Below are 12,688 nucleotides of genomic sequence, written 5' to 3'. Positions count from 1 at the left end.
CGTCGATGGCTGTTCCCGGCGCTGGGCGTCGTCGCGCTCGTTGTCACGGTGCTCTCGGCGGGGTACATCGACTTCGCGCCCACCACGTTGCTCGACGGTCTCGACGACGTCGGCAACCTTGTCGAACGTATGCTGCCGCCTCGCGTCGACGACACCGGCCGGATCGTCTCACTCGCCGTCGAAACATTGCTCATGGCGGTGCTCGGCACCGTGCTTGCGGCGATTGTCTCGGTTCCGTTGGCCTTTCTCGCCGCGCGGAACACCTCGCCGCATCCGATGCTGCACAGTGTCGCTCGGGCGATCATCACCTTCTGCCGGGCGATGCCGGACCTGCTGTTCGCGGTGCTGTTCGTCAGGGCGCTGGGAATCGGGGTGCTGCCCGGCATCCTCGCCCTCGCGCTGCACTCGATCGGCATGCTCGGCAAACTGTTCGCCGATGCCATCGAGGAGACCGACGTGGGACCGCGCGAGGCACTGCGCGCCGCCGGGGCGGGCTACTTTCGAGAGATGATCAATGCGGTTGTACCGCAGGTCGTTCCGGCATGGATCGGAGCGTTCGTCTACCGGATCGACATCAACCTACGCATGTCGGTGGTCCTCGGCTTCGTCGGGGCAGGCGGTATCGGCTTCGCACTGCAGGACGCCCTGCGTGGTTTGATCTACCCGCGTGCTCTCGGAATCGTGCTGGTGATCCTGGTGATCATCGCGGCAATGGAGTTGGCGGCCATGGCTCTTCGCCGCATGCTGCTGGTTCCGTCCGCGGCCGGTCCGCAGCGCGATCGACTGATGCGGATCGGAGCGTCGGCGGTGCTCGTCGTCGCGGTGGTGTCGTCGTTCGTGGTGCTCGAATTGGATCCGCGGTCGCTGCTGACGTGGATCGGGCCGTCGGTCGAAGTGTTCGGAAGAATGATCCCACCGGACTTCTCGTCCCTGGGATCGGACCTGCTCGACGCCGCCGTCCAGACCATCGCCATCGGTGTTGTGGCCACCGCGATCGGGATCGTGTTGTCGATACCCATCGGAGTCCTGGCCGCACGCAACGCAACTCCGCATCCCGTGGTGTATTGGTGCGCGAGGTCCTGGATTCTGTTGGTGCGGGCTGTTCCCGAGTTGATTCTCGCGGTGGTGTTCGTCGCGGCGCTCGGATTGGGTCCGGTGGCGGGAACCTGCGCACTGGCCATCGGATCCGTCGGGTTTCTCGGCAAGCTCGTCGCCGACGCCATCGAGGAGATCGATCCCGGCCCCCTCGAGGCCGTCGCGTCGGTCGGTGGCGGTTGGTGGAATCGGACATTGAGTGCTGTTGTCCCACAGGCCATTCCGTCGATGGTCGGGTCGAGTCTGTATCTGCTCGACGTGAACATCCGTACCTCCACCATCCTGGGGATCGTGGGTGCGGGCGGTATCGGCTTCCTACTTTTCGAGTCCATCAGGACACTGAACTTCGATGTTGCCGGTGCCATCGTTCTGGTGATCTTCGTCGTCGTGTACATCGTGGAAAGGATCTCCGGGTGGATCAGATCGCTGTTGGTGTGACACGGGCTGCACTATGGACGGGTGACGGAATCGAGATGCGGGACATCGAGATTCCCACACTCGAATCGGGTGACCTGCTGGTCCGCATCGATCTCGCGACGGTGTGCGGGAGCGATCTGCACACGGTGTCGGGACGCCGGACCGGTGCGTGCCCGTCGGTACTCGGGCACGAGGCCGTCGGCCACGTGGTAAACGTCGGCGATGTGACATCCCCTGTGGAGGTGGGGGATCGAATCGTATGGTCGGTCACCGTGCCGTGCGGCCGGTGCAGCCGATGCGACAGAGGTTTCACGGCCAAATGCTCGGCCGTGCGCAAGGTAGGGCACGAATCTGCCGAAGGGGCTTGGGTTCTCAGTGGCTCCTACGCCCAGCACATCGTGCTTCCTCGCGGTACCGCTGTGGCTCGTGTTCCCGAGACCATGCCCGACGCCGTCGCCGCACCGGCTGCGTGTGCGACGGCCACGGTCATGGCGGCTCTCGAGGCGGCGGGTGCTCTCGACAGCAGGAGGGTACTGATCGTCGGCGCAGGAATGCTGGGCATCACTGCTGCGGCAGCGGCCACCGAGCGAGGTGCGACGGTCCGCGTGCTCGATCGAGACCCCGAGCGGCAGGACAGAGCCCGTGAATTCGGAGCCTGCGAGGACGATGGTGCACCGACAGATGTGGCCATCGACTTCTCCGGTTCGTCGCCCGCTGTACAGGCTGCGCTGGGCAGACTCGATGTCGGCGGCCGCCTGGTGCTCGCCGGTTCCGTCGCGCCGGGTCCACCGATTACCGTCGACCCCGAAACAGTGGTCCGAAACTGGCTGACGGTCACCGGCGTTCACAACTACGAACCGCGGCATCTCGATCAGGCCGTTGCCTTCCTGCACGACATCGGCGCGAAGTATCCGTGGGAAGCCCTCGTCGAGGCGCCGGTTCCGTTGACGGAACTCGCGTCGGTGTTGCGGCCGACGCCGTCGGGCATCCTTCGATCCTCGGTTGCGCCGTAGCGGAACGCAGGATTGCGTATCCGGAAGTAGGGATACACCACAGGCATGCCCGAAGGTGACACCGTGTTCGCGCTGGCCGCGAGGCTGCGTCGAGCCCTGGACGGCACCACCTTACGGGCCGGCAGATTGAACGTGCCGGCACATGCGGTGGAGAATCTGGCCGGGCGAACCGTCGTCGCGCATCGAACTCATGGGAAGCATCTGTTCACCGATTTCGATGGTGGCACAACGCTGCATACACATCTGCGGATGAGCGGTTCGTGGACGGTGGTACGGGCCGGTCGATCGATTCCGCAGCGTGTGCGTCCGGACGTTCGCGTGCAATTGGCCGTGGTCGATGGGCCCACCGCCTACGGAATTCTGTTGCCGGTAGTGGACTACGGCTTCACACCCGACATGAATGCCCTGGTTGCGCATCTGGGTCCGGACCCGCTGCAGCCGACGTTCGATACCGACACGGCGGTGGCCAACGTGGTTGCTCAGACGGATCGGCCGATCATCGCGACTCTGCTCGATCAGAAGGTGATAGCAGGGCCCGGCAATCTATGGGCGAACGAACTGTGCTTCCTACGCGGACTGTGGCCGTGGACTCGGTCGAGTGACGTGGATGCCGAGAAATTGGTCGCGCTGCTCGAGCGGGCGATGCGTCACTCCGCGTCCGTTCCGGGAGCGATGCAGGTCACCACCGGCGACACACGACGAGGACGCTCGCACTGGGTCGCTGGACGAGCAGGCAAGCCATGTTTGCGATGTGGGACGCACGTTCGGGTGGTCGCTGAGGTCCCCGGTAACCCCGATCGGCGTCGAACCTGGTGGTGTCCGAGATGCCAACCGGAGCATTAGCGACGAGCGGTCGATCGCTGTTGGCTCAACGACATAACCGCCCGCGGGTATCGCGTGTTGTGAGCCGGTACCACCCACAGGCTTCCTCGTACGCGGAAATCGAAACCTGGGGGGCCGGTCAGAAGGTCGAGTTGGTCGGGTGATCGGTCTCGACCAGATCGCGAGCCACCCTGTGCAACGGCAGGTTCTGTTGTTGCGACAGCTTCGCCAGCAGCTCGAAGGCCTGCACCGCGTCGAGATCGTAGCGTTCCATGATCATCCCTTTGGCCTGGCCGATGATGTCGCGGCTGGCCAAGCCTGCACGGAACTGTTCGTTGTCGCGGGCACCGAGCATCGCGATCGCGGCGTGGGCGGCGAGCGCCTCACCGATCTCGACGGCATCGGCGTCGAAAGCCCCGGGTTCGTCGCTGTAGAAAACCAACGCGCCGAGGTCATCGGCGTTGCTGTAGAGCTGAAATGCGGCCAGTGACTTGAAACCTTCGCCGACGGCAAGGACGGCGAATTCCGGCCATCGCGGTTCGGACGTGAGGTCGTCGGACACGACGACGTCGAAATGACGGACCTCGGTGGGAATCGGGCCCTCGTCGAGCTCGTACTGAAGTCGACACAGCTCCTCGGCAACAGGATCGGTGGACGCCACGACGGTTCGCTCACCCTTGCTCACCGTCGTGACGCAACCGACGGTGGCTCCTGGGATCAGCCGAATCGCAGTACGCAGAATTTCACTGATCGTCTCGGGCATGGAACGACGGGTGTCGCGGAGTGACCGAGCGAACTCGGCAAGCGACGATGCATGGGACGTACTGGCAGGGTGCCTATCGGTCGACTGTTGCGACATTCACACTGTCCTCTCGCATGGGACCTCTGCCGTCGTCCGCCGGACAGGTCCATGAACATGCGCCGTCTGCTGGACGCCCTGCCGACCGCTACAGCCGGTTCTGTGCATTTTATACAGGTGCAAAAGCAGAAGGGACCGTCGATCGTGCGATCGACGGTCCCCTCGGCGGAAAGACTTACTTGAAGGTGTCCTTGATGTTCTCGCCGACCTTCTTCACGCCTGCCGAACCCTGATCCTTCTTGCCCTCGGCCTCGAGGTCCTTGTTGTTCGTGGCGTCGCCCACAACTTCCTTGGCCTTGCCGATGGCGTCTTCTGCTGCGTTCTTGGCCTTGTCGATGAAGCTCATGTGAGTTCCTTTCCTCGTCCTGGGTTGGTACTGGTTACTTAGTCGAGGGCTGCCGTCCGAAGCGCACGTGTGCGTGAAGAGATCTAGGTCACACGTGCCGTCGACGTTTCCGCGACGTCGGCTGTGGATACATTCGACCGATGATGGTCGCGAAAGTGGACAGTTATCAGCGCAAACACCCGTCGGCGGGTTTTCCGCTGGCAGTGCTGTACAAGTTTCTCGACGACCGAGGCGGCTACCTCGCTGCTCTGATCGCGTACTACTCGTTCCTCTCGCTCTTTCCGCTACTGCTGCTGTTCACCACGGTGTTGGGGATCGTGCTGGCCGGCGATCCGGAACTGCAGACCCGAATCATCGATTCGGCGATGAGCCAAATCCCCGTGATCGGCGACCAACTCGGTCAGCCCGATCGCCTGAGCGGCGGAACCACCGCCATCGTCATCGGCGTCGTCGGGTCGTTGTACGGCGGACTCGGAGTGTCGCTGGCCGCCCAGTACGCGATGAACACCGCGTGGTCGGTGCCCCGAAACGAGCAACCCGATCCGATCAAGGGACGCCTGCGCGGGCTGTTGCTTCTGAGTACCGTCGGCACGGCAATCATCGGGTTGACCGTCCTCAATGGAGTCGCGTCCTCGGGTGTGTTCGGGTTCGCGGGCGGTGCGTTGGCACTGATCGGTGCGGTGATCGTCAACGTCGTGGTCTTCACAGCAGCGTTTCGCATCGGAACCGCACGTGCACTGAGTGTTCGCGAGGTGCTGCCCGGTGCAGCGATCGCCGCCGTGATCTGGCAGGCGCTGCAGTCCTTCGGCGGGATCTACATTCGCTACGTCGTCGGCAATGCCAGCGCTGCCAACGGAATCTTCGCGATCGTCCTCGGTCTGCTCGGCTTCCTGTACGTCGCATCGGTGCTGATCGTGCTGTGCATCGAAATCAATGCCGTGAGGGTCGATCACCTGCATCCCCGAGCACTGCTCACGCCGTTCACCGACAACGTCGAACTCACCGAAGGGGACAAGAACTCCTACACCGGCCAAGCAGAAGCGCAGCGTAACAAGGGATTCCAGGACATCACGGTTACCTACGACGAGCCGGATTCGGTAGCGGGGGACGACTCGCCGAGTAAGTGACCTGAGCGTCCACTATTCGGGTTCGCGAGCGGGATCCCGTGTTCGGATGCGAATCGTGGACACTGGCGGCACCTGCGAATGTCTGACATAGCTGGGAAAAATTATGCAGCGGTGCTAAAGTAGGGCTCATGCCCTCTGCCAAGGCGGACCGCCCCGAACCCACGTTCATTCAGAACGCCCGTCGCGAACAGCTGATCGAATGCGCTGTCGACGTCATCGCGGAAGCAGGTGTCGAGAAGGCGTCGTTCGTGCGCATAGCAGAGCGTGCCGGCATCAGCCGCGGCGTTATCTCTTACCACTTCGGCAGTCGCGAGGAGCTTCTCGACGGTGTCGTTCGGCTGGTGTACGCACTGGGTGAAGCGGAGGTCGGTCCTCTCGTACGCGCGGCGGGGTCGAGTCGAGAAGCCCTGTTGCAGTTCATCAGTGGCAGCGTCGCGTTCTACGGTGCGTATCCGAGGCACATGAAGGCGTTGTCGGCCATCGTCGCCGCGGTCCCTGTCCGCGGTGAACGAGCCGAGCACGGAGCCGAGATGCTCGAAGTCCATGCCCTGCTCGAAGAGGGTCAGCGCAGTGGTGAATTCCGCCGATTCGATACGCGAATCATGGTGATGACGATTCGCGCCGCTCTGGATGCGGCAGTGTGGCGAGTCGGGGCGGGCGACGATGCGGAGGTGCTTGCGGACGAATTGCGCCGAACGTTCGACGCTGCAACACGATCGGATGACCGATGAGGAGGCTGCTGATCGCCCTCGGTGCAGTCCTTCTGGTGCTCGCCGGGTGCGCGTCGACCTCGGACGAATCCGACAACGCACCCCTCGACGTCGCCACGACCACGGCAACCGTGCACGGCCTTGGCACCGAGAGCACACGACAGTTTCTCGGGATCAGGTACGCCGAGCCTCCGGTCGGTGATCTGAGATGGGCACCGCCGCAACCTCTTCCGATGTCCCGTGCTGACTCCGACGCCGCCGTGGCCGGTTCGGAGTGTCCGCAGAGCTCGACCGAGTCCGGTGGCGCACAGTCGACGGACGAAGACTGCCTTTTCCTGAATGTGACAACGCCGCTGGTGAAGTCGAATGATCCACTGCCGGTGATGGTGTGGTGGCACGGCGGCGGGTTCACGTCGGGATCGGGCTCTGCCTACGAAGCTCAACGGATCGCTTCCGAGGGCAATGTCATCGTGGTAACGGTGAACTACCGACTGGGCATGCTCGGTTATCTGGGCCTACCCGGTCTGCGCGGGTCCGGTAACTTCGGGTTCGCCGATCAGATTCATTCCCTGCGGTGGGTGAACGACAATGCGGCAGCATTCGGGGGAGACCCCGACAACGTCACCGTATTCGGAGAATCCGCAGGCGGTATGGCGGCGTGCGCTGTGTTGACATCGCCTGCGGCGCAGGGCTTGGTGGACAAGGCCGCCATCATGTCGGGCTCGTGTGCGTTGGACTTTCCCGCCGACTCGATCTACCCGGGTGTGCCAGAACAGCGGCCGTACGTTTCGCTTGCAGACAATGAGGCGACCGGAATCGAAGTCGCGAAGCAGCTGGGCTGCTCGGGCTCGAACACCCTCGAGTGTCTGCGGGCTCTGCCCATCGACTCCCTGGTTGCGCAGGGACAGAACTTCTCCGACGACCTCGCCTACGATACCGAGTTGCTCCCCGCCGATCCGGCGCGTGCCGTCGAAGCCGGTGCAGCGCTTGATGTTCCGGTGTTCTCCGGCGGGAACCGGGCTGAACAGAATTCGTTCGTCGGGGGCGCGCTGCTGGCGGACCCGAGCACGGTGACAGCCGATTCTTACCCCACCCTCCTTTCCGATGCATTCGGCTCCGATGCCGCACGGGTCGCGGATCTGTATCCGCTGCAGAACTTTCCGTCCGCGGCGCTGGCATGGGCGTCGGCAACCACCGATGCCGGATGGTCGTGCCCCACGTACCGAAACAACCGAGCGCTGGCAGCGGATGCGCCGGTGTATTCGTACGAGTTCGCCGATACCGGGACCGCCGACGTCAGCGGTGTCGGCGCATCGGGTGTGCCACAGGACGCGGCTCACGCAACCGACATGCCGTATTTCTTCGACATTGCCGGTCACGATTTGCTGAAGACTCCGGCGCAGCACGACCTCGCCCGAACGATGATCGCGTACCTCACCTCGTTCGCCCATACGGGAACTCCCAGTGCCGACGGTGCGCCGCTGTGGCCGCGCACTACCGACACCGCCACTCCAGTGCTGCAGTTCGTCTCCGACAACATCTCGGTGATCGACGCCGATGCCGAGCATCACTGCGACTTCTGGAACACACTCACGCGCTGAGAGGCGTGGGCCGACGATCGATCGACTCCGCAGATGCGCGCGCATTTGTCAGATGCGGGCGGAATAGCTAGCCGATCGGGCACTGGTTCGCGCGCGGATGGCAAACGCGAGCGCGTTTGCGAGAACTGGGGCGGCGAGAACTAGGGCGGCGGCGTCGATAAGCGTGACCCCCGTCACGAACCGGTCAGCCGGTCGGTCAAAAAAGACTCCGAGTTTGTTTTGCGAAAGCGCATGCGCAAGCGCTTGTATGCGCCTTAGGCTCCTGCAATCGAGCGACGCGACCGCGTGGCTAGGGGACAAGGGAGTCCACATGTTCAATCACCGTCGGAAGTCTGCGCTGACGATCGGGACCGTGCTCATGGCCGGTTCGCTCGTCTTCGGCCTGACCGCATGCAGCAGCTCGGACTCGGACAGCGTCAAGGTCGGTCTCATCACCAAGACGGATTCCAATCCGTACTTCGTGAAGCTGCGCGAGGCCGCTCAGGCGCAGGCAGATTCCAGTGGTGCGGAGTTGGTGGCTCTGGCGGGTGCATTCGACGGTGACAACGAAGGACAGGTCGCAGCGATCGAGAACCTGGTGGGACAGGGCGTGAAGGGAATTCTGATCACCCCGAACTCGTCGACCGGAGTGCTCGACGCGATCAAGAAGGCACGTGACGCCGGTGTCGTCGTCATCGCCCTCGACACTGCAACCGACCCCGAGGACGCGGTGGACGCCACGTTCGCGACCGACAACAAGGCGGCAGGCGTCAGTCAGGGCGAATGGGTCAAGGGCACGCTCGGAACCACAGCGCCGCAGGTCATCATGCTCGACGGCACCGCAGGCGGCACTGTCGACACGTTCCGTCACGACGGCTTCCTCGAGGGAATGGGCCTGACCGACAGCTCGTCGGAGATCGTCGGCCAGGAGAACACCAACGGCGACCAGACCAAGGCGCAGACCGCCATGGAGAACCTGCTGCAGCGTGCGCCGGGCGTCAACGCGCTCTACACGATCAACGAGCCCGCCGCGGCGGGTGCGTACCAGGCAATCCAGTCCGCCGGCCGCGCAGATCAGATCACCATCGGCTCCATCGACGGTAGCTGCACCGGCATCGCGAACGTCAAGTCCGGCATCATCGGCGCAACGGTGCTGCAGTTCCCGGCGAAGATGGCCGAGCAGGGCGTCGACGCGGTCGTGAAGTTCGCTCAGGACGGCACCAAGCCCAGTGGATTCAACGACACCGGCTCGCAGCTCGTCACCGACAAGCCGGTAGCCGGCATCGAATCCCAGGACACCGCGTGGGGCGAAGCGAATTGCTGGGGCTGATCGCGAAGTACCGGCGAACACAGGGATCTGATTCGTGAGTACCGATACCGCTGCGCCTCCCAAGGCACCGAGCCGGTTCAACGTGGGCACCATCCTGCGTGAACCGCTGCTCGGGCCACTGGCCGCACTCGTCATTGCCATCATCGTGTTCAGCTCGATTTCGAGCTCGTTCCTCAACCCGCAGAACGTCTCTCTGATTCTCCAGCAGTCTGTGGTCGTCGGCATTCTCGCCGTCGGCCAGACCCTGATCATCCTCACGTCCGGTATCGATCTGTCGATCGGTGCGGTCGCGGTGATGGGAACCATCGTGATGGCACAGTCGGCCGGGGCGAACGGACCGGTCGTAGCGTTGGGTTCGACGCTCGCCGTGTGCGTTGCGTTCGGCGCGATCAACGGCGGATTGGTGACGATGCTGCGGTTGCCACCGTTCATCGTCACGCTCGGCACGTTCACCGCGATCCAAGCAGCCACCAGGTTGCTGGCCGGCTCCGAGACCTACCAGGTGCCGAGCGGACCACTGACGCTGCTGGGTACCTCGTTCAAGATCGGCAGTTTCTCCACCACCTACGGCGTGGTCGTGATGCTGCTCGTGTACGCAGTGATGTGGTACGCCCTGTCCCAAACATCCTGGGGTAGGCACATTTACGCAGTCGGCGGTAGCCCGCAGGCTTCGGACCGCTCCGGCATCAAGTCCGGACGTGTGCTGTTCTCGGTCTACATCGTCACGGGTGTCATCGCGGCGATCGCGGCATGGGCAGCGCTCGGACGGATCCCCAACGCCGATCCGAACGCCTATCAGAACGCCAACCTCGAAACGATCACCGCGGTTGTCATCGGTGGAACCAGCCTGTTCGGTGGCCGCGGGACAGTCATCGGGACTCTCATCGGAACTCTGATCGTCGGTGTGCTGCGCAACGGGCTCACGCAGGCAGGCGTCGACAGCCTGTACCAGAACGTCGCGACCGGCATTCTCGTCATCGTCGCGGTGGCCGTCGATCAATTCGCACGTAGGAGGTCACAGTGAATGCCCCCCTCGCTCTGGAAGCGCGTGGTCTGGTCAAGACCTACGGCAGCGTGACGGCCATCAACGGTGCAGATTTCGAGTTGCGGGCCGGTGAGGTGTTGGCGGTGATCGGCGACAACGGTGCCGGAAAGTCCAGTCTCATCAAGGCTTTGGCCGGGGCTGTCATTCCGGATTCGGGTGAGATCCTGATGAACGGATCGCCGGTGTCGTTCAAGAACACGCGTGACGCGCGAGCGGCCGGCATCGAGACGGTCTATCAGGACCTGGCCGTCATTCCGGCGCTCGACATCGCCTCGAACGTCTATCTGGGACGCGAAATCAAGCGTAAGGGCATCAGCGGCAGCCTCTTTCGGCGTCTGGACATGCCGAGGATGCGGGAGGAGTCGTCGAAGCATCTGCAGGATCTGAAGATCGGTATCAAGTCGGTCAATCAGGCAGTCGAGACCCTCTCCGGTGGTCAGCGTCAGGGCGTGGCAGTTGCCCGGGCAGCGGCGTTCGGACGCGGAGTGATCATCATGGACGAGCCGACGGCCGCGCTCGGCGTGCGGGAATCGGGCATGGTGATCGATCTGATCCGAACCATTCGCGACCGCGGCATACCGGTGGTGCTCATCAGCCACGACATGCCGCACGTGTTCGAGGTTGCCGATCGGATTCACATTCACCGCCTCGGCAAGCGCGCGGGCGTCGTCGATCCGAAGAACCGCACCATGTCCGAGGTCGTTGCGCTGATGACCGGTGCGGAGGAGCCGACCGACGATGAACGCGCAGGCGTCTGAAAGGGATTCTCCGGTAGGAGTTTTCGTTGGACTGGCCACACTCGACGTCATCCATCGAGTGTCGGCCGCTCCGGCACCGAACGAGAAGATCACGTCCAGTGCGCAGTTCGTCGCGGCGGGAGGGCCGGCCGCCAACGCGGCCGTCACCTTCGCCGCGCTCGGCGGCACGGCCGTGCTCGTCACCGCACTCGGCGACGACCCGGTGGCCGAGCTGGTCAAAGCCGATCTGGCCGCCTTCGGCGTCCGCGTGCTCGACGCGGCCCTCGGCACCAGCAGGTCGGTGCCCGTCTCGGCCGTGACGGTGATCGAATCGACCGGCGACCGGTCGGTCGTCTCGGCGGACGCCGTGCATTCCGAAGTTCCACCGCCCGAGGATCTCGAGACGGTAGTGGCCGGTGCCGATGTCGTCCTCGTCGACGGGCACCACCCCTTGATCGCCCGCGCCGCCGCGGAACATGCGGCGGCGCGGGTTACCACCCTGGTCGTCGACGCCGGTCGGTGGAAGCCGGTGATGAGCGAGCTGATCCCGCATGCCACGGACATGGTGTGCTCGGCGGACTTTCGCACCCCCGGCAACTCCGACACGGCTACCACTGCAGCGGCACTCGTCGGAGCGGGCGTGCATACCGTCGTCACCACCCACGGCAGCGAGCCCGTCGAATGGTGGGCCGAGGGGTCGTCCGGCTCGGTCGATGTGGAGCCGGTGACAGCGGTCGACACCGTGGGTGCCGGAGATGCTTTCCACGGCGCATATGCCTACTACTCGACGCAGTCGGGCTCTCTGGCCGAGCGCATCGACAGGTCGGCTCGCGTTGCGGCACTGCGCTGTTCGGTGGTCGGACCCCGAGCATGGCTACACGAACTTCCGCTGACACACTTCACTACCGACGGACTCGAAAGCGACAACGGTGAGCACTGATCAGGACGTACAGAGAGCGACACTCGGAGAGCTCGTGGAGCTGGCCGGGCGACTCGCCGTCGCCGGAGAACGGCGCATACTCGGCCTGACCGGCGCGCCCGGTGCCGGAAAGTCCACGGTGGCGCAGCAACTCGTCGACGCGCTCGGGCCGGAGCGCGCGGTACTGGTTCCGATGGACGGGTTCCATCTGGCCAACGAGGTGTTGATCGACCTGGGCCGGCTCGACCGCAAAGGTGCACACGACACGTTCGACGACGGTGGATACGCACGACTGATCGCGGCGATTCACGACCAGCAACCCGGTGACCCCATCGTGTACGCACCGAGGTTCAGGCGCGAGATCGAGGAGTCCATCGGTTCGGCCATCCCGGTTCCGTCGACTGTTCCGCTGGTGGTCACCGAGGGCAACTATCTGCTGATGGAGTCCGACGCGTGGCCTGCTGCGCGGTCGATGATCGACGAGGTCTGGTTTCTGGCTCCGCACACAAGGGTTCGGCACGAGCGCCTGGTAGCTCGGCACGAGGCCTACGGAAAGTCGCACGAGGACGCGGAGTTCTGGGCACTGGGCTCGGACGAACGGAATGCGGAACTGATCGGGTCGACCGCAGGCCGCGCCGATCGAATTCTGCGTCTGACATGACGGTTTCGCGGACCCGACAGCGCTGGG

At 64.0% G+C, this 12,688-nt stretch carries 13 protein-coding genes; 11 read left to right on the top strand and 2 right to left on the bottom strand.

The window, feature by feature from the left end; genetic code table 11:
- Positions 1-9 precede the first annotated feature (9 nt).
- The 3 genes from phnE to CH294_RS04450 are packed head-to-tail and all read left to right on the top strand — an operon-like array spanning position 10 to position 3,368.
- On the top strand, positions 10-1,533 hold the full coding sequence (gene phnE / locus CH294_RS04460; protein ID WP_230592738.1) for a phosphonate ABC transporter, permease protein PhnE: 1,524 nt from the start codon (positions 10-12) through the stop codon (positions 1,531-1,533).
- Positions 1,509-2,525, top strand: coding sequence for a zinc-binding dehydrogenase (locus tag CH294_RS04455; protein ID WP_032405679.1), 1,017 nt, complete (start codon positions 1,509-1,511; stop codon positions 2,523-2,525). The genes phnE and CH294_RS04455 overlap by 25 nt, the downstream gene beginning before the upstream one ends.
- A gap of 45 nt (positions 2,526-2,570) precedes the next feature.
- Complete coding sequence (locus tag CH294_RS04450; protein WP_094737094.1) at positions 2,571-3,368, top strand: DNA-formamidopyrimidine glycosylase family protein; 798 nt, start codon at positions 2,571-2,573, stop codon at positions 3,366-3,368.
- A gap of 118 nt (positions 3,369-3,486) precedes the next feature.
- Here CH294_RS04450 and CH294_RS04445 read toward each other — a convergent pair whose 3' ends face one another.
- Both CH294_RS04445 and CH294_RS04440 read right to left on the bottom strand, forming a co-directional pair.
- Positions 3,487-4,110 (bottom strand): GAF and ANTAR domain-containing protein, encoded by a 624-nt coding sequence (locus CH294_RS04445; RefSeq protein ID WP_249305040.1) that lies wholly within the window; start codon positions 4,108-4,110, stop codon positions 3,487-3,489.
- Between the two features lie 271 nt (positions 4,111-4,381).
- Positions 4,382-4,552 carry a CsbD family protein gene (locus CH294_RS04440; RefSeq protein WP_027495724.1) on the bottom strand — a complete coding sequence of 57 codons (171 nt, stop codon included), beginning with the start codon at positions 4,550-4,552 and terminating at the stop codon, positions 4,382-4,384.
- 143 nt (positions 4,553-4,695) lie between these two features.
- Between CH294_RS04440 and CH294_RS04435 the strand changes: the two genes are divergently transcribed.
- From CH294_RS04435 to CH294_RS04395, 8 genes are all read left to right on the top strand, one after another.
- Positions 4,696-5,679 (top strand): YhjD/YihY/BrkB family envelope integrity protein, encoded by a 984-nt coding sequence (locus CH294_RS04435; protein WP_037154417.1) that lies wholly within the window; start codon positions 4,696-4,698, stop codon positions 5,677-5,679.
- A 128-nt stretch (positions 5,680-5,807) separates the two neighbouring features.
- Positions 5,808-6,410 carry a TetR/AcrR family transcriptional regulator gene (locus CH294_RS04430; RefSeq protein WP_094737093.1) on the top strand — a complete coding sequence of 201 codons (603 nt, stop codon included), beginning with the start codon at positions 5,808-5,810 and terminating at the stop codon, positions 6,408-6,410.
- The gene (locus tag CH294_RS04425) at positions 6,407-7,990 is read left to right on the top strand and encodes a carboxylesterase family protein (protein ID WP_094737092.1); all 1,584 of its coding nucleotides are present in this window, start codon (positions 6,407-6,409) and stop codon (positions 7,988-7,990) included. The genes CH294_RS04430 and CH294_RS04425 overlap by 4 nt, the downstream gene beginning before the upstream one ends.
- A 310-nt stretch (positions 7,991-8,300) precedes the next feature.
- Positions 8,301-9,299: a substrate-binding domain-containing protein gene (locus CH294_RS04415; RefSeq protein ID WP_032405682.1), complete on the top strand. Its 999-nt coding sequence runs from the start codon at positions 8,301-8,303 to the stop codon at positions 9,297-9,299.
- A 34-nt stretch (positions 9,300-9,333) separates the two neighbouring features.
- Complete coding sequence (locus CH294_RS04410) at positions 9,334-10,323, top strand: ABC transporter permease (protein ID WP_032376276.1); 990 nt, start codon at positions 9,334-9,336, stop codon at positions 10,321-10,323.
- On the top strand, positions 10,320-11,102 hold the full coding sequence (locus tag CH294_RS04405) for an ATP-binding cassette domain-containing protein (protein ID WP_032376277.1): 783 nt from the start codon (positions 10,320-10,322) through the stop codon (positions 11,100-11,102). The genes CH294_RS04410 and CH294_RS04405 overlap by 4 nt, the downstream gene beginning before the upstream one ends.
- Positions 11,083-12,021 (top strand): PfkB family carbohydrate kinase, encoded by a 939-nt coding sequence (locus CH294_RS04400; RefSeq protein WP_094737090.1) that lies wholly within the window; start codon positions 11,083-11,085, stop codon positions 12,019-12,021. Before CH294_RS04405 ends, CH294_RS04400 begins: the two co-directional genes overlap by 20 nt.
- Positions 12,011-12,661, top strand: coding sequence for a nucleoside/nucleotide kinase family protein (locus tag CH294_RS04395; RefSeq protein ID WP_094737089.1), 651 nt, complete (start codon positions 12,011-12,013; stop codon positions 12,659-12,661). Before CH294_RS04400 ends, CH294_RS04395 begins: the two co-directional genes overlap by 11 nt.
- Positions 12,662-12,688 lie beyond the last annotated feature (27 nt).

The sequence above is a fragment of the Rhodococcus sp. 14-2483-1-1 genome (assembly GCF_002259335.1).
GTDB lineage: Bacteria > Actinomycetota > Actinomycetes > Mycobacteriales > Mycobacteriaceae > Rhodococcoides.
This window is presented reverse-complemented; position numbering and strand designations above follow the sequence as displayed.